Origin of the sequence: Paracoccus sp. DMF-8 (assembly GCF_029309835.1) — a bacterium.
Classification (GTDB): domain Bacteria; phylum Pseudomonadota; class Alphaproteobacteria; order Rhodobacterales; family Rhodobacteraceae; genus Paracoccus.
This window is the reverse complement of record NZ_JARJHL010000010.1, coordinates 758,189-781,306: the sequence shown is the minus strand read 5'-3', so window position 1 is coordinate 781,306 and position 23,118 is coordinate 758,189. Positions and strand designations below refer to the sequence as shown.

Sequence of the window (23,118 nt, the reverse complement as noted above, 5' to 3'; positions counted from 1 at the left end):
GTATCACTTGAAGCGGTAATTGATCCGCCCCTTGGTCAGGTCGTAGGTGTTCATCTCCACCTGCACCTTGTCGCCGGCAAGGACGCGGATGCGGTTCTTGCGCATCTTTCCTGCCATATGTGCGATGATCTCATGGCCGTTCTCTAGCTCGACCCGGAATGTCGCATTCGGCAGGAGTTCCTTCACGACGCCGGGAAATTCGAGCATTTCTTCCTTGGCCATGTCTTCTCCTGTAGGGGTGACCCGCGCCTTGGCGGGCGCAAGCTACATGCGTCCAGACGGGGCGCTTTTCAAGGGGAATCTGGCCTCTGGAGGCCGTTGCCGGGTTTTGGGGCGGCAAAAGCCCTCAAATTGTCGCAAAAGCCCCGCCGGACCGGATGCGACCCCGCTGCTTAGCCGGCAAAGCGGACCGGCGTCGCGTCGGGGTCGGGCTCGGCGCCGCGGAACGGATCGGCTTCGTGATAGTCCTGCAAGGGCGGCTCCTGCGGATCGGGCGGCAGCGACGTTGTGACGGCCGAGGCGGCGGCCAGGGAACCGGCCGGCCATGCCGGAGGAGCGGTTCGCGGGGCCGTCTCCTGCGCCAGATCGCGCAGGCGGATGGCGTGAAAGCCTTCGGCCTCGCCCAGCCGGCCGCGCGCCAGCAGCTGGCCTTGGGCGGTTTCGATGCGCGCGTCGTCCAGCACATTGGTCGGCAGGGGGATCGAGGCACCGGGGGTCAGGTTGCGCAAGAGCTGCAGGCTGACCTTGCGCCGGCACAGGATGCCGACCAGGGCGACCGGAGCCTGCTGCACCACCTCGGCGAGCGAGGCCCCTGGCGCCTGCCCGACCGGCGCGACCGGGCTGATGCCGGGCAGAACGGCGGCGGGCCGGGCCGCTTCGGACGGCGGGATGCGCATGTCGCGTTCCAGCGGCAGCGCGATCACCAGCGTGCCGTCGCGCTGTCCGCCCGGACCGATGCGAAAGCGCAGGGTCAGCCGCACCATGTCGCCATCCTCGAGCATCAGCGAAAGCGGGCGGGGATCGTCCATATAGGTGGCATAGCGGAAGGCGGCGAAATTCGGCGCGTCCTGGCCCTGGCATTCGCGCCCCAGTTCACCGAGCAGGGCATTGACGAAATCGGCCGAGATCGAGGCATCGGTGCGCGTCGGCTTGCGCGCCGGGGCGGGGCGGGCGGTGACACGGCCGATCGCCTGCATCTCGATCAGCGAGGCCAGCAGATTGGGGCAGATCGCGGCAACCCCGATGGCATCACGTCGCCCCTCGATCACGGCGAGCAGGGCGCGTTCCGGCAGGATCTCCGGCAGTTCCGACAGGGTCATGCGCGCCAGTTCGACCTTTTCGACGAAGACCGGCAATTGGGCCTGGCGTTCCGCCGCCCGGCCGAGCGCGGTCGCGGCCGCCCGCTCCAGCCGAAACTCGGCCGGTGTCGCGATTGCCGATTGGGCGCGGGCGTTGCCGCGCGCCGCGATCCAGCGGTGAAGCACGGGAGCACCCGCCGCAAGCGCGGGCCCGCTGCCTGCTGCCGGTCCGGTGCTGTCGGGGCCACCCGCCTGTTCCGTTGCTGCGCTGTTCATAACCCACGCGAATCCATAACGACTTTCGCGCAACATGCCATGCACAGGTTGCCAAATGGTTTAACGCGCCGCATTTTCATCATTTTCCGCCCGGCGCGCGGGCGCGGCGGCAGCGAAATACGGAAGCAGGCGCCGCCTTGGCCGGGCAGGTAAGCGATCGAGCCGCCCAGGAACTCCATGATTTCCTTGCAGATCGCCAGGCCCAGCCCGGCACCGCCGGCCCTGGCGGGATCGTTCAGCCTCGCGAACTTCTCGAAGATCAGCGCCTGGTTGCCGGCGCTGATGCCGGGGCCGTTGTCGGCGATATCGATCTCGGTGCCGCCGTCCGGGCTGCGGCGGCAGTCGATGCGGATCTGCGGCGCCTCGGCGCTGCAATATTTGCGCGCATTCGTGATCACATTGATCAGGACCTGAAGCAGCCGGTCCTGATCCGTGATCACAGGCAGGTGCTCGGCGGCGATATTGCGGCGGATGGCGAAGTCGCGCCCGGAGGCTGCGGCGCCGGCCGAGGCGAGCGCGCGCTCGATCAGGTCGTGCAGGTTGAAGACGCCGGGCTTCAGCCGCGCCTTGCCGGCCTCGAGCACGGAAAGATCCAGCAGGTCGTCCAGCAGACGGGTCATGCGGCCGGCCTCGTCATGGATGATGCCGGCAAAGCGGGCGCGTTCCTCGGTCGGAAGATCCGGCTCCATCAGGAATTCGGAAAAGGCGCGGATCGAGGTCATCGGCGTGCGCAGCTCATGGCTGATCTGGCCAAGGAAAGCGTCCTTCTGCGCGGAAAGCGCGGTGAGTTTCTCGTTGCTTTCCCGCAGCATGGCGGCGGTTCTTGCCAGTTCGGCCGAGGTGTTCTCCAGCCGCCGGTTGTCTTCGCGCGCGCGGCTGGCCTCGCCCGCCACCTCCATCAGGTCCGACACGGTGACCCCGCCGCGCCCGCCGACGCGGGTCATCAGCGCCGCGGCGGTGGCGGCGCCGACGGTGCCGGCCAGCAGCCGCTCGAAATCGGCGAGGAAGCGCGGCGTCAGGTCGGGCAGGTAACCGCCCTTGCCCTGGCTTTCGGCGGCGCGGCGAAAGGTTTCCAGCGCGTGGTCGTTGCCCCAGAGCCGCCCGGCCAGCGTCAGCAGCGCCTCGGGCTGCACGGCCGGGGCGCCGTCGCCGGGCGCGGCGTCGGGCGCGACGGCGTGGACGAAGGACAGCGACTGCAGCCGCTCGGCCGGTTCGGGGAAATCCATCAGCGAGATCAGCACCAGAAGCAGCAGGTTCACCGCCAGCGCCAGCAGCACGGCACCGGCGAAGGGGTCGATGCCTGCGGGCATCGCCGGCTGCGCCAGAAGCCCCAGCGAGGGCAGGAAGACCAGCAGCGTCCAGATCAGCGTGCCGCCGACCACGCCGGCAATGGCGCCGCGCCGCGTGGCGCCGCGCCACAAAAGCCCCGCGACCAGCGCCGGCAGCACCTGCGCCATGCCGGAAAAGGCCACCGTGCCCATGGCGGCCAGGGCCGAAGTGCCGCCCGACATGCGGTGGTAAAGCCAGCCCGCGCCGATGATCGCAAGGATCGCCAGCCGGCGGGCGTTGAGCATCAGCGTGCCCAGATCCTCGGGCGCGCGCGCCGGCCCGGCCAGCGCCGCCTGGCGCAGCCGCAGCCACAGCGGCACCAGCCAATGGTTCGCCATCATCGTCGACAGCGCGATGGCACTGACCACGACCATGGACATGGCCGAGGAAAACCCGCCCAGGAAGACCAGCGTCGCCAGGGCCTCGCGGCCCTGCGACAGCGGCAGGTCCAGCACGTAAAGGTCGGGATTGGCGCCCTTGGGCAGGATGTCGGCGCCGACCACGGCGATGGGCAGCACCAGGAAGGACATCAGCGCCAGATAGGCCGGAAAGGCCCAGCCGGCCTGGCGCAGCCGGTCCTCGTCGCTGGCCTCGACCACCAGGACGTGGAACATGCGCGGCAGCACCATCACCGCCGCGCCCGACAGCAGGATCAGCGTGAACCAGCGCTCGGGGTTGATCGGCCAGCCCTCGCCGCCGGCCGAGACGGACATGCGGTCGATGCGTGCCAGCACGTCGGCGGGGCCGTCGGCGATGCCCCAGATCACGAAGACCCCGACCGCGACGAAGGCGGCGAGCTTGACCACCGCCTCGACGGCGATGGCGATGACGACGCCGTGGTGGCGCTCGTCCACCGCAAGGTTGCGGGTGCCGAACAGGATGGCGAAGGCCGCGAGCCCCAGCGCCACCCAGACCGAGACATTGCGCGGCAGCGCGTGCTCGGGCGTGGCAAAGGCCGACAGCGCCATCGAGACCGACTGCAATTGCAGCGCGATATAGGGCGTCGCCGCCATTACCCCGATCAGCGTGACCAGCGCGGCCAGCCCCGCCGACTTGCCGAAGCGGCTGGAGATCAGGTCGGCGATCGAGGTCACGCGATGCATCCGCGCCACCCGCACCAGCCGGCGCAAGCCCCACCAAGCGCCGGAAAACACGATGCCGGGACCAAGATAGATGGTCAGGAATTCCAGCCCCGAGCGGCTGGCGTAGCCCACCGCGCCGTAAAACGTCCAGGCCGAGCAATAGACCGAGAGCGACAGCGTATAGATCACCGGCCGGTCCATCCAGCGCCAGCGCCCGGCGGCGGCGGCGCGGTCGGCGGCATGGGCCAGAAGGAACATCAGCGCCACATAGGCCACCGAAGCGGCGACCAGGGATTCAGGCGTCATCCTCGTCCTCCGCCGAGGGCCGTCCCAGCGCGCGATGCAGCGCGGCGGTCGCGGCGATGGCCAGCGCCCAGGCCACCGCCAGCCAGACCGCGCCGCGGGCATAGCTGAAATGCTGCGGCAGCCAGATCGGCGGGATCAGCACCAGCGCCGCGAACAGCACCGGGACCAGCCGGGTCGCCTCGGCCAGCCGGCGGCGGCGATAGGCGGTGCGGCCCAGGAACAGGCGGGGCGGGCGCAGCCTCATGCCTGCTCCAGCAATTCGCGCACCACGGCGCGCAGATCGGCATTGGCGAAGGGCTTGGGCAGCACGCGGTCGGCGCCGGGCGGCAGGTTGGCGGTGCCGCGCGCCGACAGGAGCAGCACCGGCAGCGCTGCGAGGGCAGGGTCGGCGCGCAGGTCGGCCAGGATCTCGGCGCCGGACCGGCCGGGCAGCATCAGGTCCAGGATCAGCATGCGCGGCGCCAGCGCCCGGATGCGCTCCAGCGCGCCGGTGCCCTCGGGCCATTGCTCGCAGCCCCAACCGTCGCGGGTCAGGATGAAGCGCACCGCCTCGGCGATGCTGGGCTCGTCCTCGATCAGCAGCACGTCGACGCTCATGCGCGGTTCTCCGGAATGGGGCTCATGCCGGGCCCAGGATCGAGGGTTCGTGCCGCGCCGGGCAGACCGTGCGCGGGCAGATCCGGCAGGCGGGACCGACGCCGAGCGCCGGGCGCGCGTCCTGGGGCCCGGCGGGGCGGATCAGCATCTGCGCCCGGCTCAGCACCGGGCCGTCGAAACCCATCGGCAGCAGCCGCTCGGCCACCGCCCAGGCGGCGAAGCGGCGGCCGCCGGCGGTCTCGATCAGCCGCGCGACCGGCAGCTGCGGCTGGGCCAGGGCCTCGAACAGCGGCCAGAGCGCGCAGCCTTCGCCGGGGCGGGGCAGCTCGAAGCCGGGCGCGGCGTGGCGAAAGGGCGTGGCGCCCGAGCCGTCGCAGACGATCAGCCCGGCCTGGGCCCAGGGACCGGGGCGCAGCATGCCCAGCCGGCGCAGCACCGGCTCCAGCGGCCGGCCCAGCCGCGCCGCGATCAGCGCCGGGTCGCCGCCGGTCTCGCCGGCCTCGTCCACCGCCGCCGCCAGCGCCGCGTCGGGCAGGGCGGCGCGGTCGCGGGCCTGCGCCGCCAGCAGGTCGCGCGCCATCACCCGTGCCGCGTCCGAGGCCAGTTCGGCCGCATCGGCCGGGTCGGGCTCTCCGGCGGCGATCCAGGCCTCGACCTCTTCCTGCGGCGACATCGGCACGGCCTCGTCCTCGAAACTGTCGAGATAGGCCACCAGCGATTGCGCGGTGCGCGACAGGCGCTGGCTGTCGCTGTCCAGGTTGGCGTGGAAGCGGTCGCGCCATTCGCTTTCGATTTCCGGCGTCTCGGCCAGGATGGTCGCGGTCGAGCGCAGCGCCGTCACTGCCGATTGCACCTCGTGCAGCGTGGTCAGCAGATAGGGGTCGCGGGTCATGCGGTCCGACAGCGCGACCAGCCGCCGTTCCAGCGCGTCGGCGCGGCGCACGGCCAGGGCCAGCACCGCCGCCCAGCCGGGAAAGCGGGCGGCGAATTCGGCGATCTGGTCCAGCTCGACCGGCTGCTCGCCCGCGCGCGCGGCCGCCTCGCGCAGGGCGCCGATCAGCGCCTCCTCGCGGTCCGAGGCAAGCTCGGTCGCGTCGATCTCCAACGCCTCGGCCAGCCGGGTCAGCAGCGCCTCGCCGACCGGGCGGCGGTTGTGCTCGATGAGGTTCAGATAGGCGGCCGAGATCTCGGCCCGCCGCGCCACCTCGGTCTGGCGCCGGCCGAGCGACAGGCGCCGCTCGCGGATGCGGGTGCCGATCAGCGGCCGGGCATGGGGCGAGCGGTGCGAGGCGGGCGGGCGCGCCATGGCTCAGACCTCGTCCCGGCTTTCGTCGAGATGGCGCACGGCCTTGACCACCAGATCGGCCAGGCTGGTGGCGCCCAGCTTGTCCTTCAGCGTCTGGCTGACGTTCGAGACGGTCTTGTAGCTGATATTGGCGCGGGCGGCGATGTCGCGATAGCTGAGGCCGCTGGCGATGGCGCGCAAGATCTCCAGCTCGCGCGGGGTCAGGCGCGGGCGGGCGGGGGCGGCGCCGGGCCGCTCCATCAGCGCGATCTTGCGGGCGAGGTCGGCGGGGACGTAATCGCGCCCGGCGGCCAGTTCGCGCAGCGCCTCGCAGATCTCGGCCGAGGGCGAGATCCTTCATCACGATGCCGTTGCAGCCGGCCTGCAAGGCGCGCCGGGCAATGAGCGGGCTGCGATGCATGGTAAAGACCAGGATCGGCAGTTCGGTCCCGGCGGCGCGCAGCCGCTCGATCAGCCGCACCCCGGCCAGCCGCGATTCGCCCATGGTCAGGTCGATCACCATCAGGTCCGGGGCCGCGCGCCGCCATGCCCGCCAGCCCTGCAAGGGCGTCGCCGCCGCGGTAATCCGACAGTCCAGCCGGCCTTTGGTGATCCATTCCCAGCCCTCGGCCACCACCGGGTGGTCGTCGACGATCAGCACCCGCAGGGCGGCGGGCTCGGCATCGGCGGCAGGGGCGCTGGCGTTCATCAATCGGTTTCCTGGTCCTGCGGTCCGGCCAGAGTCAGCCGGCATTCGGTCACGGTCATGGCGCCGTCGCGGCGGGGCGGCGTGTAGTCTCCGCCAAGCGCGCTGGCGCGGTCGCGCATGCCGGTCTGGCCCAGCCCCTTGCGGCCGGCGGGCCGGGGGCCGGCGCCGTCGTCCTCGACCCGGGCCAGCAGCGCGGCGCCGGGTGCCGTGGCCAGCGCGACCCCGACCCGCGTCGGACGGGCGTGGCGCAGCGCGTTCAGCACGCTTTCGCGCACGAAGCGGAACAGCGCCACCCGCGCCGCCTCGTCGGCCGCGGGCAGGTCCTGCGGCGCATCGAGCGCGAATTCGACCTCGGGCGCCATGTCGGCGAATTCGAACAGCAGGCTCCTGCAGCATTTCGGCCAAGCTCGCGCCCTCGGCCGGCGACAGGCGCAGGTCGTCGATGGCGGCGCGCGCGCTGGCCCGGATCGCCGCCGCATGGCGCGAGACCGCCGCCAGCGCCCCCGCCAGGGCCGGGTCGGCGGCCCCGCCGGCGCGTTCCCCGGCTTGGTCGATGGCGGCTTGCAGCGCGAAAAGCTGCGGGCCGACGCCGTCGTGCAGGTCGCTGGCGATGCGGGCGCGCTCGGATTCGGCCAGGGTCATCATCCGGCCCTGAAGGCGGCGGTTCTCGGCCCGCTCGCGTGCCAGATGGCTGGCCAACGCATTCACCCCGTCGCTGAGCTCGGCCCAGCTCGGCCAGCCCGGTCTGCGGCGCCCGCACGGCCAGGTCCCCCGCCCGCATCCGCGCCAGCGCCGCGCCCAGCACCCCCAGCCGGCGCAGCACCAGCCCGGTGATTGCCATGGTCACGCCCAGCACCGCCAGCGCCATGCCGCCCAGCAGCGGCAGCATCAGCCGGAAATCGGCCCAGGCCTCGGCGATCTCGTCGCCGGGATCGGTGCGGATCTCGAGCACGCCCAGCACGTTCGGATATTGCGAGACCGGGATCAGGTCGGCCCGCGGGGCCGGGCGCAGCAGGGCGGCGAACCAGCCCGGCGGCGGGTCGCGCGGGGGCTGCGGCGCCAGTGGCAAGGCCACCGGCCGGCCGGTGGCGTCGCGCAGCTCGGCCGAGACATGGCGCTGCGATTCGATGTCGGCGGCGATCTGGCGCGCCTCGGCCATCATGTCGCGACGCTCGAAGGCGGTGGGCAGGCGCATGGTGGCAAAGGCATTGGCCAGCCCGAAGGCGGCCTCGGTCTCGGCGCGCACGGCGGCGCGGGCGTTCAGCATCAGCACCGAGACGACGATGGCAAAGATCGCGAGCCAGGCCAGCGTCGCGCCCCCAGCGCCAGCGGGCGCAGCGCCACGCCATGCGGGCGGGGGCGTGCCTCATCCGCCTGCCGCACCCTGCGATCTGGCCGGTCGCCTCCATGTCCCCTCCTGCGGCCCCTTGGCGAAAGACTAGGCCGGCGCGCGAAAGCCCGCAAGCGGGCTGGCGCGGGCAGGCCAGGTCAGGTGCGGGCGGCGCCCGGCTCGGGTGCCTCGGGCCGGCCGAGCGCCCGGCGCACCAGCACGAAGAACAGCGGCACGAACAGCACCCCCAGCACCGTGGCCGAGACGGTGCCGCCCAGCACCGTGGCGCCGATGGTGTTGCGGCCGTTGGCGCCGGCGCCGGTCGACAGCACCAGCGGCAGCACGCCCAGCGAGAAGGCGACCGAGGTCATCATGATCGGCCGGAAGCGCTGGCGCGCGGCCTCGATCACCGCCTCGAACAGCGGCTTGCCGTGTTGCTCCACCTGCTCGCGGGCGAATTCGACGATCAGGATGGCGTTCTTACCGGTCAGGCCGATGACGGTCAGCAGCCCGACCTGGAAAAACACGCCATTGTCGAAGCCGCCAAGCCAGGCCCCGACCAGCGCGCCCAGGACGCCGATCGGCATGGCGAGCATGACCGCGAAGGGGATCGACCAGCTTTCGTAAAGCGCGGCCAGGCACAGGAACACCACCGCCAGCGACAGCCCGTAAAGCAGCATGGTCTGGTTGCCGGCCGCCTGTTCCTCCAGCGAAAGGCCGGTCCAGGCCACGTCGAAGCCGGGCGGCAGCTGCGCCGCCAGTTCCTCGATGGCGGCCATGCCCTGGCCCGACGAGACGCCGGGCGCCGGGTTGCCCTGGATGTTCATCGCCGGAACGCCGTTATAGCGCGACAGGCCCTGCGGCCCATAGCTCCAGCGCCCCTCGGCGAAGTTCGAGAAGGGCACCAGCCCGCCGGCACTGTTCCTGACCCGCCATTTGTCGATGTCGGTCGGCACGGCGCGCGACTGCGATTCGCCCTGGACATAGACCCGCTTGATGCGGCCGCGGTCGATGAAGTCGTTGACATAGCTGCCGGCCCAGGCGACCGACAGCAGGCTGCCCACGTCCGAGGCCGTGACCCCCATCGCCCCGGCCTTGCGCCAGTCGATGTCGAGCTTGTATTCGGATGCGTCCTCAAGCCCGTTCGGCCGTGCCTGGGCGATGCGCCCGTCCTGCGCGGCCATGCCCAGAAGCTGGTTCCTCGCGTCCAGCAACTGTTCATGCGGCTGGCCGGCGCGGGCCTGCAGATAGAAGTCGAAGCCCGAGACGTTGCCGAGCTCGATCACCGAGGGCGGCACGATGGGGAAGGCCATGGCGTCGCGGATGCCCATGAAGGCCGGGAAGGCGCGGCCGGCGATGGCCTGCACCGACTGGTCGGCGCCGGGGCGTTCGTCCCAGTCCTTCAGCCGCAGGAAGGCGATGCCCATGTTCTGGCCCGAGCCCGCGAAGCTGAAGCCCGAGACGCCGAAGAAGCTGTCGACATTCTCGGATTCGTTCTCGGCGAAGTAATGCTGGATCTGGTCGATGACCGCGTCGGTGCGTTCCTGCGTGGCGCCGGTCGGGCCCTGGATCAGCGCGAACATGATGCCCTGGTCCTCGTCGGGCAGAAAGCCGGTGGGCGTGCGCAGGAACAGGAACACCATGGCCGCGCCGATGGCGGCATAGATCAGCATCATGCGCAGCGGCCGGCGGATGATCCAGCCGACCGCGCCGCCATAGCCGCGCATGGTGCTGTCGAAGCCGCGGTTGAACAGGCCGAAAAGCCCGCGCGTCTTGTGGCCGTGCTCGTTTCTCAGCAGGGTGGCGCACAGCGCCGGGGTCAGCGACAGCGCCACGACGACCGACAGGCCCATGGCGCTGGCGATGGTCACGGCGAACTGCTTGTAGATCACCCCGGTCGAGCCGCCGAAGAAGGCCATCGGCACGAAGACCGCCGACAAGACCAGCGCGATGCCGATCAGCGCGCCGGTGATCTGGCCCATGGACTTGCGGGTGGCCTCGCGCGGCTCAAGTCCCTCGTCCTCCATGATGCGCTCGACGTTCTCGACCACGACGATGGCGTCATCGACCAGCAACCCGATGGCCAGCACCATGGCCAGCATGGTCAGCGTGTTGATGGTAAAGCCGAAGGCCGCGAGGATGCCGAAGGTGCCCAGCAGCACCACCGGCACCGCCAGCGTCGGGATCAGCGTCGCGCGCCAGTTCTGCAGGAACAGCAGCATGACGAAGAACACCAGCACGATGGCCTCGACCAGCGTCTTGACCACCTCCTCGATGGAGATCAGCACGAAGGGCGTGGTGTCGAAGGGGATGACGTAATCCATGCCCTCGGGGAAGAAGCGGGCGAATTCCTCCATCCGCGCCTTGACCCGTTCCGCCGTGTCGAGCGCGTTCGCGCCCGAGGCCAGGCTGATCGCCAGCCCCGAGGCCGGCTGCCCGTTGTAGCGGGCGTTGGTCATGTAATCCTCGGCGCCGATCTCGACGCGGGCCACGTCCTTCAGCAGGATCAGCCCGCCGTCCTGTTCGGCGCGCAGCACGATCTGCTCGAAATCCTCGGGCGTCGACAGCAGCGATTGCGCGGTGATGGTGGCGTTCAGCATCTGGCCCTGCGGCGCCGGCTGGCTGCCGAAGCTGCCGGCCGAGATCTGCGCGTTCTCGGCCGAGACCGCCGCGACCACGTCGCCCGGCGTCAGCTCATAAGCGGCCAGTTTCGACGGGTCGAGCCAGATGCGCATGGCATATTGCGCGCCGAAGACCTGGATCGAGCCCACGCCCTCGATCCGGCTGAGGTCGTTGACCAGGTTCGAGATCAGGTAATCCGACAGGTCCACCTGCTCGAAACTTCCGTCGGGCGAGGTCAGGCCGATGACCATCAGGAAGCCCGAGGCCGATTTCTCGACCGTCAGGCCCTGGCGCTGCACGGGTTCCGGCAGCAGCGCGGTGGCCTGGGACAGCTTGTTCTGCACCTGGACCTGGGCGATGTCGGGGTCGGTGCCGGTTTCGAAGGTCAGCTCGGTCTGCGAACTGCCGGAGGAGGTCGAGCTGGACTTGAAATAGCGCAGCCCGTCGAGGCCGGTCATCTGCTGCTCGATCACCTGGGTCACGGTATTGGCCACCGTCTCGGCCGAGGCGCCGGGATAGGTGGCGCGGATCGTCACCGTGGGCGGCGCGATCTGCGGATATTGCGCGACGGGCAGGGACAGGATCGACAGGATCCCCAGACCCATGATCAGGATCGAGATCACCCAGGCGAACACCGGACGGTCGATGAAGAAGCGGGCCATATGCGGTTCCTGTCTTTCCTCGCGGTGTCGCGGTCAGTTCGCGGGCTGGGCCGGGTCCGCCGCCTCCGGCGCGGCCTCGGCGGGCGCGGCGCCTTGGGCCGGCGCGGCGTCGTCGGCGGCTTGTTCGGCCGGCTCTTCGGCAGCGGGCTGCTCTGCGGGCTGGCCGGCGGCAGCGTCGCCGCCCTCGGCCGGCACGGCCTCCGCATCGGTGCCTTCGGCCGCCTTGCGTTCCTCGGGGGCGACGGTCATGCCGGGGCGATCTTCTGGACGCCCTCGACCACGATGCGGTCGCCGTCGTCCAGACCTTCACTGACGACCCATTGGCTGCCGTGGTCCTGCAGCACGGTCAGGCTGGCGCTGCTCGACGACGTCCTGGGCATTGACCACCAGCGCGATGGGCTGGCCGCGCCGGTCGCGGCTGACGCCTTCCTGCGGCGCCAGCACCACGTCCCTGGCGGTGGCCTGCTGCACCACGGCCTGCACATACATGCCGGGCAGCAGGATGCGGTCGGGATTGGCGAAGGCCAGCCGCAGCGTGACCACGCCGGTCGTCTCGTTCACATAGGGCTCGGCGGCGGTCAGCGTGCCCTCCTGGTCGAATTCGGTGCCATCCGCCAGGCGCAGCGTCACCTTCTGCTCGGCATGTTTGGCGCCTTCGTTCTGCGCGGCCATGGTGCGGCGGAAGCGGATGACCTCAGCCGCCGATTGCGTCACGTCGACATGCACCGGGTCCAGCTTGCGGATCACCGCGAGCGGCGTCGCCTGGCTGGCGGTGACCAGCGCGCCCTGGCTGGTCTGCGCCAGACCGATCTCGCCGTCCAGCTCGGCGCGGATGGTGGTGCGCTCCAGTTCGATATTCGCGGTCTGCAGCTGCGCCTCGGCGACCTTGACCGCGGCCTCGGCGGCGTCGCGCGCGGCGATGGCGCTGTCGGTCGAGCTTTCCGAGGCGACGCGGCGGTCGCGCAGCGCGCCGACGCGCTCGGCCTCGCGCCGGGCATTCTCGGCCTGGGCGCGGGCCTGGGCCACGGCGGCCTCGGCCTGGGCCACGGCGGCCTGGTAGGTGGTGGCGTCGATGCGGAACAGCGGGTCGCCGACCTTGACATGGCTGCCCTCGTCGAACAGGCGCTCGGTGACGATGCCGTTGACCTGCGGGCGCACCTCGGCCTCGGCCGAGGCGGTGACGCGGCCGGGCAGGGTGGTGGTCAGGGGCACATCCTGGGCCCGCAGCGTGACCACCGTGACCGGGGTCGGCGGCTGCTGGCCGGGATCCTGCGCCAGGCTCGGCGCAGGCATCAGCCCCGCCGCGATCGGCAGAAACAGGGAAATCGCCATGCGGCGCGCGGGCGCTGACATCGTTCTTGCTCCGGGCAGTCTGGTCACGCTCCGATAACGAACAGTTTGGCCGGCGATTATCAATCCCAAATCCGCCCGGAATGCGCCGCCCGGATTCTTACCCTGGATTTTCTTCGTTCTCCAAATACCCACCCGGACCGCGCCACCGGGCGCTGGCAATCGCCCCCTTGGCAAAACCCGTCGCGACTGGCTTAGTCGCGGGCGCGCGATCGCGACGGAGGGGCAAGTGCCGCATTACGATATCTACAGCCAGGGCCTGGACATCTGTCCGGCGAATTACGCGCAGCTTTCGCCGCTGCGTTTCCTGGAGCATACCGCCCAGGTCCATCCTCGGGCGCTGGCCGTGGTGCACGAGGGCGTGCGCCGCAACTGGGCCGAGACCTATGCGCGCTGCCGCCGCATCGCCGGGGCGCTCGCCGCGCGCGGCATCGGCAAGGGCGACACGGTGGCAGTGCTGTCCGCGAATATCCCCGAGCTGTTCGAGAGCCATTTCAGCGTGCCGATGACCGGCGCGGTGCTGAACGCGATCAACACCCGGCTGGATGCCGAGGCGGTCGCCTTCATCCTCAGCCATGGCGAGGCCCGCGTGCTGCTGGTCGATCCCGAGTTTTCGGAACTGGCCGAGCGCGCCGTCAAGATCGCGCGCGGCCGCGAGATCCTGGTGGTGGACATCCTCGACCCCAGCTTCCAGGGCGGCAGCCGCGTGGGCGCGCTGAGCTATGACGACCTGCTGGCCGAGGGCGATCCGGACTTCGACTGGCAGATGCCGCCCGACGAATGGGACGCGATCTCGCTGAACTATACCTCGGGGACGACGGGCGACCCCAAGGGCGTGGTCTATCACCACCGCGGTGCGGCGCTGAATGCGCTGGCGAACATCACCTCGTGGCAGATGCCGCATCATGCGCGCTATCTGTGGACGCTGCCGATGTTCCATTGCAACGGCTGGTGCTTCCCCTGGACCATCGCCGCCAATGCCGGGGTCTGCGTCTGCCTGCGCGCGGTGCGGGCCGAGCCGATCTTCCGCCTGATCCGCGACGAGCGGGTCACGCATTTCTGCGGCGCGCCCATCGTGATGAACATGCTGGCCAATGCCCCCGATGCGCTGAAGGACTTCGACCATCCGGTCAAGGCCATGGTCGCGGGCGCACCGCCCCCGGCCTCGGTCATCGCGGCGGTCGAGGCCATGGGCATCGAGATCACCCATGTCTATGGCCTGACCGAGACCTATGGCCCCTCAGTCGTCTGCGCCTGGAAGACGGAATGGGACGGGCTGGAGGGCGAGGCGCGCGCCCGCATGAAATCGCGCCAGGGCGTGCGCAACCCGGCGCTGGACGGGCTGATGGTCGCCGACCCCGAGACGCTGGCCCCAGTGCCCGCCGACGGTGAGACCATGGGCGAGGTCTTCATGCGCGGCAACAACGTGATGAAGGGCTATCTGAAGAACCCCTCGGCCACGGAAAAGGCATTCCGGGGCGGCTGGTTCGCCTCGGGCGACCTGGGCGTGATGCATCCCGACGGCTATATCGAGCTCAAGGACCGTTCCAAGGACATCATCATCTCGGGCGGCGAGAACATCTCCTCGATCGAGGTCGAGGACGTGCTCTACAAGCACCCCGACGTGCTGGAGGCCGCGGTGGTCGCCCGGCCGGATGAGACCTGGGGCGAGACGCCCTGCGCCTTCGTGACGCTGAAGCCGGGCCGCGCGGCCGAGGCCGAGGCGCTGATCGCGTTCTGCCGGCAGAACATGGCGCGCTACAAGGTGCCGAAAACGGTGGTGTTCGGCGAGTTGCCCAAGACCTCGACCGGCAAGATCCAGAAGTTCGTGCTGCGGGACCGGGCGCGCGCCCTGGGGTGAAGCCGGGTGCCCCGGCGCGCGGTCGGCGGGGTATTTGGAAAACAAAGAAGGCCCGGGCGCGGAGAGAGAGGCGCGCGGTCCGGGCCTTTTGGCGCGGTCGGCGGAGTATTTGGAAAACAGTGAAGGCTGGAGGCGTCGGGTGCTGGCGTCAGGCGCGCAGCGGCAGGCGCAGGATATGCTGCGGGCCGATCTGGCCGCCGTGGTGGAGCGCGCCGGTATCCCGGAAACCCGCCGCCAGATAGACGGCGCGGGCCAGGGGGTTGGCCTCGTTCACCGTCAGCACCAGCGCGCGGGCCTGGGGATAGCGGCGCGCGACATAGGGGCCGAGCGCCCGCATCGCCGCCTTGCCGCTGCCCTTGCCCTGCTCGCGCGCGTCCACCATCACGCCGCGCAGGCCCAGTTCGTCCGGCGCGGCGAAGTCGTAGCGCGCAGCATAGGCGCGGTCGATCTTGAAGAAGCCGACCGGCCGGCCGTCGCGGGCGATCAGGTGGAAGTCGCAGCCCGACTCGTCGGCCTGGAAATGGCCGGCGATGGTGCCGCAGAAGGGTTCCTGCTGCGGCGTCACGGCGATATGGGCCACGCGGTCGTAACCGTCGCGGCCCAGCGGTTCCAGCGTGATCACGCCTCCATCGCCTCGAGTTCGTCGATGAAGCCCTCGATCATCGCGAGGCCCTTGTCCCAGAAGGCCGGGTCCGAGGCGTCGAGGCCGAAGGGCGCCAGCAGTTCCTTGTGATGCTGCGCGCCGCCGGCCGAGAGCATGGCGAAATATTTCGCCTGGAAGTCGGGCAGCCCGTCCTCGTAGGCGGCATAGAGCGCATTCACCAGCCCGTCGCCGAAGGCATAGGCATAGACGTAGAAGGGCGAATGCACGAAATGCGGGATATAGGTCCAGAAGGTCTCGTATCCCGGCATGAATTCGAAGGCATCGCCCAGCGATTCGGCCTGGATCGACATCCAGAGATCGTTGATGTCCTCGGGCGTCAGGCTCGCCCTTGGCGCGGGCGGCGTGCAGCTTGCATTCGAAATCGTAGAAGGCGATCTGGCGCACGACCGTGTTGATCATGTCCTCGACCTTGCCGGCCAGCAGCGCCTTGCGCTGGGCCTTGTCGCTGGTCTTGGCCAGCAGCGCGCGGAAGGTCAGCATTTCGCCGAAGACCGAGGCGGTTTCCGCGAGCGTCAGCGGCGTCGAGGCCAGGAGTTCGCCCTGTCCGGCCGCCAGGCGCTGGTGGACGCCGTGGCCCAGGCTCATGCGCCAGCGTCATCACGTCGCGCGGCTTGCCGAGGTAGTTCAGCAGCACATAGGGATGCACGGTGGTGACGGTCGGGTGCGCAAAGGCGCCGGGCGCCTTGCCGGGCTTCACGCCGGCGTCGATCCAGCCCCGCTCGAAGAAGGGCTGCGCCAGTTCGGCCAGTTTCGGCGAGAAGCCGGCATAGGCGTCGAGCACGGTCGCCTCGGCCTCGGGCCAGGCGATCAGGCGCGGCGTCTCGGTCGGCAGCGGCGCGTTGCGGTCCCAGACCTGCAGCTTGTCGAGCCCCAGCCAGCGCGCTTTCAGCCGGTAATAGCGATGCGACAGGCGCGGATAGGCGGCGGTGACGGCATTGCGCAACGCCTCGACCACCTCGGGTTCGACATGGTTCGACAGGTGGCGCGCGGTCTGCGGCGTCGGCATCTTGCGCCACTTGTCCTCGATGGATTTTTCCTTGGCGAGCGTGTTGTGAATGCGCGCGAAAAGCTTGATGTTCTTGCCGAAGACCGCGGCCAGGGCCTTGGCGCCGGCCTCGCGCCGGGCGCGGTCGTGGTCGGTCAGCAGGTTCAGCGTCGCCTCGATACCCGGCTCTTCGCCGTCCACGTCGAAGGTCAGCCCGGCGGTGGTCTCGTCGAAGAGCCGGTTCCAGGCGGCGGCGCCGACGACTGAATTGTCGTGCAGGAAGCGTTCCAGCTCGTTCGAGGAGCCGATAGGGACGCATGGCGCGCATGCGGTCGAACACCGGCTTGTAGCGCGCGGGGCCGTTCGGGGCCGCGAAGACCTCGGCATAGCGGGCGTCGGGGATGCGGTTGAATTCCAGGCTGAAGAACACCAGCTTGGTCGTCGCCGTGGTGATGCGGTCCTGCATGTCGCCCATCAGCTTGGCACGGGCCGCGTCGGTGGTGTTCTGGTAATAGCGCAGCCCGGCATAGGACATGAGCCGCCCGGCCAGAATGTCGATGTCCTGGTAGCGCTCGATGCATTCCAGCATCTTGTCCGGCCCCAGCGCGACCAGCTTGCCGTCATAATCGCGCGCGAAGGCGGAGCAGGCCGCCTCGACCGCCTCGAGATCGCGGGTCAACTCCGGCGCGTCGGGTGCCGGGTAGAGATCGCTTAGATCCCATTCCGGCAATTGGCCCAGTTCGGGGGCGTCGGCGGCAACGGGAAGCGCGTTCTCGTCCCGCGGCAGGGCGCGGAGGGGCAGGGGGCGGCAGGCAGAAATCGTCATGATCGGTCCTTTCCTCTGGCCCATCATGTGACCTTTGCCGCGCCGGGGCGCAAGTCCCAGAGGCACCGCCCGGCCCGCGGCCTAGGCCGTCATCACCGCCGCGAAATGCGCCAGCGCCGCCTGCAGGAACAGGTCGCGGACGGGATCGCGCTCGATCATCGGCTCGTGCCGGCACTCCTCGAGTTCGAGAAGCCGGGCGCCCGGCCAGGCGGCGGCGCGGCTGCGGATGGCCTGGGGCGAGACGATGCGTTCGCCGTCGCCAAGCGCGATCAGCGCCGGCAGGCCGGGCGCGGGCAGCGTGGCCAGGCGGCGGCATTCCAGGATCGCCTCGCGCAGCCAGTCGTTGCTGGCGCCGCCGACCGAAATGTCGCGCCAGGCGGCGGCCTCGGCCACCAGCCGGCCCCAGCGCTGGCCGTCATGGGTCAGCAGGTTGTCGTGGAACGGGTCCAGCAGCACGAAGCTTTCCTCGCCGCCGGTGCGGGGCGCGGGATGGCCGCCGCGACCCAGCCGCGACAGCAGCGTCGCCAGCGCCAGCGCCGCCGGCTCGGGGATTCCGCGCAGGTTGATGCCCCACATGGGCGAGGAAAACACCACGCTCGCCACCGGCAGGCCGCCGTCCAGCGCCGCAAGCCCGATGGCCCCGCCCATGGAATGCGCCAGCAGATGCCAAGGCTGCGGCAGGTCCAGTTCCTGCGCCGCCACCACCAACTCGACCACGTCGCGCTGGTAGTCGGCGAAACTGCCGATATGGCCGGGGCGGGTATTGTCCTGCAGCCGGTCGGACATGCCTTGCCCGCGCCAGTCCATCGACAGCACGTCAAGGCCCGCCGCATTCAGGTCCGCCGCCACGGCGGCGTATTTTTCCAGATATTCGGTGCGCCCGGGGAACAGCAGCACCGTCCCCGAGGCGCCGCCCGCCGCCCAATGCGCCGCCCGCAGCCGCACCCCGTCCTCGGCCCGCAGCCAGAAGGCGCGGGCGAGCGGCAGCGGGTCGCCCGGAAGCGTGTTGAAGGGCGCCGGGTTCATCGCGTCAGGACAGAAGCGCCCCCAGGCGCATGGCGGTGCCCATGGCGCCATCGACCTTGAGCTTGCCGGTCATGAAGGCGGTCGTGGGGTTCACGTCGCCCGCGATGATGCCCTCGAAGGTCTCGCGGCTGGCGGTCAGCGTCACCTCGGCCTCGTCATCCGCGGCGCGGGCGCCGTTCGCGTCGATATAGACCGAGCCTTCGCCCTCGATGACGAATTTGGCGGTGCCGTCGAAGCCCTTGGCTTTCTCGTCCAGCGCGGCCACGGCGGCCTCGACCACTTTGCTCATTCCATATCTCCTGTTCTCGTCTCTGGTATTGGTTGGGTGGGAGGTTTACATGGGGAATATGCGTTGGCCAGTCCCTGATTTCCATCATGCCGTCGCGGCAGGGCTTTTCCTGGGGCTGCTGGTCCCCGGCGCGGCCCCGGCATGGCCGGATGGCGCCTTTCGGGCGATACCGGTTCAGGATGCGGCCCCGCAAGAGAATTCTCCTGAAAATGAGAGCGATCCGCCCGCGGCCGACCCCCTGGCCGAGCCCGCCGCCCCGGCCGAGCCGACCGTCGCGGCGCTGGCCCGCGACCGCGAGGACCTGGACCTGCTGTTCGCCGAACTGGCCCAGCCCGAGGGCGAGGCCTGGGCCCAGGCCGAGACCGACATCCTGCGCATCTGGTCGCGCTCGGGCTCGGCCGCCATGGACCTGCTCTACAAGCGCGGCGAGGCGGCGCTGGACGCGGGCGACACGGCGACGGCCATCGGCCACCTGACGGCGCTGACCGACCATGCCCCGGATTTCGCCGCCGGCTGGTATCTGCGCTCGGTCGCCTTCTACCTGGACGGTGATTACGGCCCCGCCATCGCCGATATCGAACAGGTGCTGCGGCTGGAGCCGCGCCATTTCGGCGCGCTGACCCAGCTTGGCACCATGCTGGAGGAGCTGGGCGACAAGCGCCGGGCGCTGGAGGCGTTCCAGGCCAGCCTGAAGATCCACCCGCACCAGCAGGACGCGCAGGATGCGGTGACGCGCATCGAACAGGAATTGCAAGGCACGGACGCCTGATGAACGACAGATCCCGGGTCACGGCCGTGCTTGGCCCGACCAATACCGGCAAGACCCATTATGCCATCGACCGGATGCTGGCGCATCGCACCGGGGTCATCGGCCTGCCGCTGCGCCTGCTGGCGCGCGAGGTTTATGACCGCATCGTCAAGGCGCGCGGCCCCTCGGTCGTGGCGCTGGTCACGGGCGAGGAGCGCATCGTCCCCGAGCGCGTGCAATACTGGGTCGCCACCACCGAGGCCATGCCCGAGGTCGGCGCCGATTTCGTCGCCATCGACGAGATCCAGCTTTGCGCCGACCCGGAACGCGGCCATGTCTTCACCGACCGGCTGCTGAACATGCGGGGCCTGCACGAAACCCTGCTGCTGGGCAGCGACACCATGCGCCCGGCCATCGCCGCGCTGGTCCCCGGCGTGCAGTTCATGCGGCGCGAGCGGTTTTCCACCCTGTCCTGGGCCGGCTCGAAAAGATCAGCCGGATGCCGCCGCGCTCGGCCATCGTCTGCTTCTCGGCCGACGAGGTCTATGCCACGGCCGAGCTGATCCGGCGCCAGAAGGGCGGCTGCGCCGTGGTCATGGGCGCGCTGTCGCCCCGGACGCGCAACGCCCAGGTCGCGATGTATCAGAACGGCGAGGTGGATTTCCTGGTCGCCACCGACGCCATCGGCATGGGGCTGAACCTCGACATCCGCCACATCGCCTTTTCCGGCACCGAGAAATTCGACGGCCGCCGCTATCGCCCGCTGTTCCCGCATGGGCTGGGCCAGATCGCCGGCCGCGCCGGGCGCCATACCGAGCCGGGCACCTTCGGCGTCACCGGCGACGCCTCGCCCTTGGACGAGGGGCTGATCGATGCGATCGAGAACCACCGCTTCCAGCCCATCGCGCGGCTGATGTGGCGCAATGCGGCGCTGGAATTCGGCACGGTCGAGCGGCTGATCGCCAGCCTCGAGGCCGCGCCGCAGTCGGAATGGCTGAGCCGCGGGCGCGAGGCCGACGACCTGCGGGCGCTGAAGACGCTGACCTCGATGCCCGAGATCCGCGACATGCTGACGCATCCCAAGGATGTGCGGCTCTTGTGGGACGTGTGCCGGATCCCGGATTTCCGCTCGATCTCGGCGGCGGAGCATGCGACGCTGCTGGCGCGCATCTTCGGCTTCCTGCGGGTCGGCACTGTGCCCGGCGACTGGCTGCGCAAGCAGATCGAGCGCATCGACAAGACCCAGGGCGATATCGACACATTGTCGAAACGATTGGCATTTATCCGGACCTGGACCTATGTCGCGCAGCGTTCGGGGTGGGTTTCCGACGAAAGTCATTGGCGCGCCGAGACGCGCGCGGTAGAAGATCGACTGTCGGACGCGTTGCACGCGGCGCTGACGCAAAGATTCGTGGACCGGCGCACCTCTGTGCTGCTGCGCCGGCTCAAGCAGAAGGAGAGCCTTTTGGCCGAGGTGAATGACAAGGGCGAAGTGACGGTCGAGGGCGAATTCGCCGGCCGACTGGAAGGCTTCCGCTTCCATGCCGATCCGAATGCGACCGGGGACGAGGCGAAGATGCTGTCCCGCGCCGCCTATGAGGCCCTGAGGCCCGAGTTCCACCTGCGGGCCGATCGCTTCTACAACGCGCCGGACACCGAGCTGGACTTTACCGAGCAGGGCGGCCTGATGTGGGGTTCGTCCGCCGTCGGCAAGCTGGTCAAGGGCACCGAGCCGCTGAAGCCCGGCGTCGAGGCCTTCGTCGACGAAGAGGCCGGCCCGGACATCGCCGAGAAGGTGCGCCGCCGGCTGCAGCATTTCATCGACCGCAAGATCGCCACCGCCTTCGAGCCGCTGCAGGCGCTGAAGAATGACGAGACGCTGACCGGCCTGGCCCGCGGCTTTGCCTTCCGCCTGGTCGAGGCGCTGGGCGTGCTGCCGCGCGAGGGCGTCGCGAACGAGGTCAAGGAGCTGGACCAGGAGGCGCGCGGCCTGCTGCGCAAGCATGGCGTGCGCTTCGGCCAGTTCACCATCTTCCAGCCGGCGCTGCTGAAGCCGGCGCCGACCCGGCTGCGGCTGGTGCTCTGGGGTCTGGATCAGGGGCTGGCGGAGTTCCCGGAAAGCCCGCCCCCGGGCTGGTGACGATCCCGAATCTGCCGGACGTGCCCAAGGGCTATTACACGCTCTCGGGCTATCACCCGGCGGGTGAACGCGCGATCCGCATCGACATGCTGGAACGGCTGGCCGACATGCTGCGCGGCCAGGACAGCCGCGGCGGTTTCGAGGCGACCCCGGACATGCTGTCGATCACCGGCATGACACTGGAACAGTTCTCGGGGCTGATGGGCGGCCTCGGCTATCGCGCCGAGCGCGGCGAGCGTCCCAAGGCCCGCGCCGAGGCGCCGGCGCCCGAGCCCGCGCCCGAACCGGCCGATCACGAGCATCCGCTGACCGAGGAGGAAAGCGTGCTGGCCGCCGAGACCCGCGCCAGGTGGGAGGCCGAGCAGGCCGCCCGCAAGGCTGCCGAGGCCGAGGCGGCGGGCGAGGCGGCCGAGGAAGCCGCGCCCGAGATGGAGGTGTTCTACACCTTCACCTGGGCGCCGCGTCCGCGCGGTGGCCATCGCCGCCCCGAGCGCGGCGAGCGTCAGGGTCAGGCTGCGCAGGGTGAACGCGCGCCGCGTCCGCAAGGGGAGCGCGGCCCGCGCCAGGACCGCGACGGCGACAAGCCGCGCGAAGGCGGCAAGCCCTTCGAGGGCAAGCGCCGCGGCGACGACAATCGCGGCGAGCGCGGGCCCAAGGGCAAGCCGCGCTTCGACAAGGGCAAGCCCCGCCACGAGGGCCCGAAAGCTTCGAGGCCCGCCCGCCGCGCGCCGAGAAGCCGATCGATCCCGACAGCCCCTTCGCCATCCTGGCCTCGCTCAAGAACAAACCGTGAGCGAGGCGGCGGCGGACACGGTCCGGCTGGACCGCTGGCTGCATTTCGCCCGGGTGTTCAAGACCCGCACCCTTGCCGCCGATGCCATCGTCGGCGGGGGATCCGGCTGAACGGCCAGCCCTGCAGCAAGCCCGCCCAGCCGGTGCGACATGGTGACACGGTCACCGTCTCGGCCCATGGCCGGGTCCGGGCGCTGCGGGTGCTGAACTGTGGCGAAAGACGCGGCCCGGCAACCGAGGCCGCAACGCTTTACGAGGAAATCGGCCCCTGATTCGGCGCTGCGGCGCGGCATTCCCGGAACCCCGTTCCGCGGCCGCGCGCTGGCCTGGAATGTCGTCCCGCGGCCCCGGCCTTGCCTGTGATGCCCGTCTTTTCACCGGCGCCGGCCTTGAATGATGATCGCGTCAGGCGTAACTACCCGCTCAGGAAAGCAGGAACCAGCGCCCCATGACCTACGTCGTCACCGATAACTGCATTATGTGCAAATACACCGATTGTGTCGAGGTATGTCCCGTCGACTGTTTCTACGAGGGCGAGAACACGCTGGTCATCCACCCCGACGAATGCATCGACTGCGGGGTCTGCGAACCGGAATGCCCGGCCGACGCCATCCGCCCCGATACCGAGCCGGACATGGAGACCTGGGTCGAGTTCAACCGCAAATATGCCGAACTCTGGCCGGTCATCACCCGCAAGAAGGACCCGATGCCCGGCTATGAGGAGATGGACGGCCAGCCCGGCAAGCTCGAGAAATATTTCTCGGAAGCGCCCGGCGAGGGGGATTGAGCCTGCGCCCGGCCGATCATGCTGCGCTGCGGCGACTGTGGTCGATGGGCATCAATAGTCGTATTTGTCTGCAAGGACGTAGCGTAAGGCAGCGGGAATCGTTAGACGGCGCTTTGTGGACAAGGACGAGCGATTCGTCCCCGTCCACGCATCG

General features: G+C 70.0%; 16 protein-coding genes and 6 pseudogenes. 5 read left to right on the top strand and 17 right to left on the bottom strand.

The genetic code is table 11. The features are described 5' to 3' along the window. Positions 1-3: 3 nt before the first annotated feature. From infA to PE067_RS11140, 13 genes and pseudogenes are all read right to left on the bottom strand, one after another. Positions 4-222, bottom strand: coding sequence for a translation initiation factor IF-1 (gene infA / locus PE067_RS11200; RefSeq protein WP_010397442.1), 219 nt, complete (start codon positions 220-222; stop codon positions 4-6). Positions 223-392: 170 nt separating this feature from the next. Further along, a complete protein-coding gene (locus PE067_RS11195) occupies positions 393-1,574 on the bottom strand; it encodes a flagellar motor switch protein FliM (protein ID WP_276189440.1) in 1,182 nt (393 codons plus the stop codon). Beyond that, positions 1,571-4,291 (bottom strand): ATP-binding protein, encoded by a 2,721-nt coding sequence (locus PE067_RS11190; RefSeq protein ID WP_276189439.1) that lies wholly within the window; start codon positions 4,289-4,291, stop codon positions 1,571-1,573. Before PE067_RS11190 ends, PE067_RS11195 begins: the two co-directional genes overlap by 4 nt. Continuing rightward, the gene (locus tag PE067_RS11185; RefSeq protein ID WP_062563694.1) at positions 4,281-4,535 is read right to left on the bottom strand and encodes a hypothetical protein; all 255 of its coding nucleotides are present in this window, start codon (positions 4,533-4,535) and stop codon (positions 4,281-4,283) included. The genes PE067_RS11190 and PE067_RS11185 overlap by 11 nt, the downstream gene beginning before the upstream one ends. After that, on the bottom strand, positions 4,532-4,888 hold the full coding sequence (locus tag PE067_RS11180) for a response regulator (protein ID WP_062563695.1): 357 nt from the start codon (positions 4,886-4,888) through the stop codon (positions 4,532-4,534). The genes PE067_RS11185 and PE067_RS11180 overlap by 4 nt, the downstream gene beginning before the upstream one ends. A gap of 22 nt (positions 4,889-4,910) precedes the next feature. Next, a complete protein-coding gene (locus PE067_RS11175; RefSeq protein ID WP_276189438.1) occupies positions 4,911-6,194 on the bottom strand; it encodes a helix-turn-helix transcriptional regulator in 1,284 nt (427 codons plus the stop codon). A gap of 3 nt (positions 6,195-6,197) precedes the next feature. Continuing rightward, positions 6,198-6,434 carry a helix-turn-helix transcriptional regulator gene (locus PE067_RS11170; protein ID WP_276189437.1) on the bottom strand — a complete coding sequence of 79 codons (237 nt, stop codon included), beginning with the start codon at positions 6,432-6,434 and terminating at the stop codon, positions 6,198-6,200. Between the two features lie 145 nt (positions 6,435-6,579). Further along, a pseudogene (locus PE067_RS21860) lies at positions 6,580-6,774 on the bottom strand (response regulator); the annotation flags it as partial. 107 nt (positions 6,775-6,881) lie between these two features. Further along, positions 6,882-7,175 (bottom strand): hypothetical protein, encoded by a 294-nt coding sequence (locus PE067_RS11160; RefSeq protein ID WP_276189436.1) that lies wholly within the window; start codon positions 7,173-7,175, stop codon positions 6,882-6,884. A 196-nt stretch (positions 7,176-7,371) separates the two neighbouring features. Further along, positions 7,372-7,524 (bottom strand): annotated as a pseudogene (locus PE067_RS11155) (histidine kinase); the annotation flags it as partial. 322 nt (positions 7,525-7,846) lie between these two features. Continuing rightward, positions 7,847-8,149: pseudogene (locus PE067_RS11150) on the bottom strand (LapD/MoxY N-terminal periplasmic domain-containing protein); the annotation flags it as partial. 221 nt (positions 8,150-8,370) lie between these two features. Further along, positions 8,371-11,496 (bottom strand): efflux RND transporter permease subunit, encoded by a 3,126-nt coding sequence (locus tag PE067_RS11145; protein WP_062563699.1) that lies wholly within the window; start codon positions 11,494-11,496, stop codon positions 8,371-8,373. A gap of 33 nt (positions 11,497-11,529) precedes the next feature. Then, positions 11,530-12,828 (bottom strand): annotated as a pseudogene (locus PE067_RS11140) (efflux RND transporter periplasmic adaptor subunit). Positions 12,829-13,075: 247 nt separating this feature from the next. On the opposite strand from PE067_RS11140, the gene PE067_RS11135 reads away from it, so the two are divergent. After that, complete coding sequence (locus PE067_RS11135) at positions 13,076-14,707, top strand: acyl-CoA synthetase (RefSeq protein WP_062563701.1); 1,632 nt, start codon at positions 13,076-13,078, stop codon at positions 14,705-14,707. A 148-nt stretch (positions 14,708-14,855) separates the two neighbouring features. On the opposite strand, the gene PE067_RS11130 is transcribed toward PE067_RS11135, so the two are convergent. The 4 genes and pseudogenes from PE067_RS11130 to PE067_RS11115 form a co-directional block, all read right to left on the bottom strand. Next, complete coding sequence (locus PE067_RS11130) at positions 14,856-15,329, bottom strand: GNAT family protein (protein ID WP_062563702.1); 474 nt, start codon at positions 15,327-15,329, stop codon at positions 14,856-14,858. Beyond that, positions 15,326-17,182 (bottom strand): annotated as a pseudogene (locus tag PE067_RS11125) (M3 family oligoendopeptidase). The gene PE067_RS11130 and the pseudogene PE067_RS11125 overlap by 4 nt, the downstream one beginning before the upstream one ends. An 81-nt stretch (positions 17,183-17,263) precedes the next feature. Next, positions 17,264-18,208: an alpha/beta hydrolase gene (locus PE067_RS11120; RefSeq protein WP_062563703.1), complete on the bottom strand. Its 945-nt coding sequence runs from the start codon at positions 18,206-18,208 to the stop codon at positions 17,264-17,266. A gap of 4 nt (positions 18,209-18,212) precedes the next feature. Next, positions 18,213-18,497 carry an SCP2 sterol-binding domain-containing protein gene (locus PE067_RS11115; protein WP_062563704.1) on the bottom strand — a complete coding sequence of 95 codons (285 nt, stop codon included), beginning with the start codon at positions 18,495-18,497 and terminating at the stop codon, positions 18,213-18,215. A gap of 58 nt (positions 18,498-18,555) precedes the next feature. Here PE067_RS11115 and PE067_RS11110 point away from each other — a divergent pair, with 58 nt between their 5' ends. The 4 genes and pseudogenes from PE067_RS11110 (at position 18,556) to fdxA (ending at position 22,964) form a co-directional block, all read left to right on the top strand. Further along, positions 18,556-19,266 (top strand): tetratricopeptide repeat protein, encoded by a 711-nt coding sequence (locus tag PE067_RS11110; protein ID WP_276189435.1) that lies wholly within the window; start codon positions 18,556-18,558, stop codon positions 19,264-19,266. Next, a pseudogene (locus PE067_RS11105) lies at positions 19,266-22,178 on the top strand (helicase-related protein). The gene PE067_RS11110 and the pseudogene PE067_RS11105 overlap by 1 nt, the downstream one beginning before the upstream one ends. A gap of 142 nt (positions 22,179-22,320) precedes the next feature. Then, the gene (locus PE067_RS11100) at positions 22,321-22,449 is read left to right on the top strand and encodes a hypothetical protein (RefSeq protein WP_276189434.1); all 129 of its coding nucleotides are present in this window, start codon (positions 22,321-22,323) and stop codon (positions 22,447-22,449) included. 176 nt (positions 22,450-22,625) lie between these two features. Beyond that, positions 22,626-22,964 (top strand): ferredoxin FdxA, encoded by a 339-nt coding sequence (fdxA, locus tag PE067_RS11095; RefSeq protein WP_018000202.1) that lies wholly within the window; start codon positions 22,626-22,628, stop codon positions 22,962-22,964. Positions 22,965-23,118 lie beyond the last annotated feature (154 nt).

What these genes read in the sequence shown, in the direction of transcription:
- infA (WP_010397442.1), bottom strand. Translation starts at nt 222, where the DNA reads ATGGCCAAGGAAGAAATGCTCGAATTTCCCGGCGTCGTGAAGGAACTC.
- PE067_RS11195 (WP_276189440.1), bottom strand. Translation starts at nt 1,574, where the DNA reads ATGAACAGCGCAGCAACGGAACAGGCGGGTGGCCCCGACAGCACCGGA.
- PE067_RS11190 (WP_276189439.1), bottom strand. Translation starts at nt 4,291, where the DNA reads ATGACGCCTGAATCCCTGGTCGCCGCTTCGGTGGCCTATGTGGCGCTG.
- PE067_RS11185 (WP_062563694.1), bottom strand. Translation starts at nt 4,535, where the DNA reads ATGAGGCTGCGCCCGCCCCGCCTGTTCCTGGGCCGCACCGCCTATCGC.
- PE067_RS11180 (WP_062563695.1), bottom strand. Translation starts at nt 4,888, where the DNA reads ATGAGCGTCGACGTGCTGCTGATCGAGGACGAGCCCAGCATCGCCGAG.
- PE067_RS11175 (WP_276189438.1), bottom strand. Translation starts at nt 6,194, where the DNA reads ATGGCGCGCCCGCCCGCCTCGCACCGCTCGCCCCATGCCCGGCCGCTG.
- PE067_RS11170 (WP_276189437.1), bottom strand. Translation starts at nt 6,434, where the DNA reads ATGGAGCGGCCCGGCGCCGCCCCCGCCCGCCCGCGCCTGACCCCGCGC.
- PE067_RS11145 (WP_062563699.1), bottom strand. Translation starts at nt 11,496, where the DNA reads ATGGCCCGCTTCTTCATCGACCGTCCGGTGTTCGCCTGGGTGATCTCG.
- PE067_RS11120 (WP_062563703.1), bottom strand. Translation starts at nt 18,208, where the DNA reads ATGAACCCGGCGCCCTTCAACACGCTTCCGGGCGACCCGCTGCCGCTC.
- PE067_RS11115 (WP_062563704.1), bottom strand. Translation starts at nt 18,497, where the DNA reads ATGAGCAAAGTGGTCGAGGCCGCCGTGGCCGCGCTGGACGAGAAAGCC.
- PE067_RS11110 (WP_276189435.1), top strand. Translation starts at nt 18,556, where the DNA reads ATGCGTTGGCCAGTCCCTGATTTCCATCATGCCGTCGCGGCAGGGCTT.
- fdxA (WP_018000202.1), top strand. Translation starts at nt 22,626, where the DNA reads ATGACCTACGTCGTCACCGATAACTGCATTATGTGCAAATACACCGAT.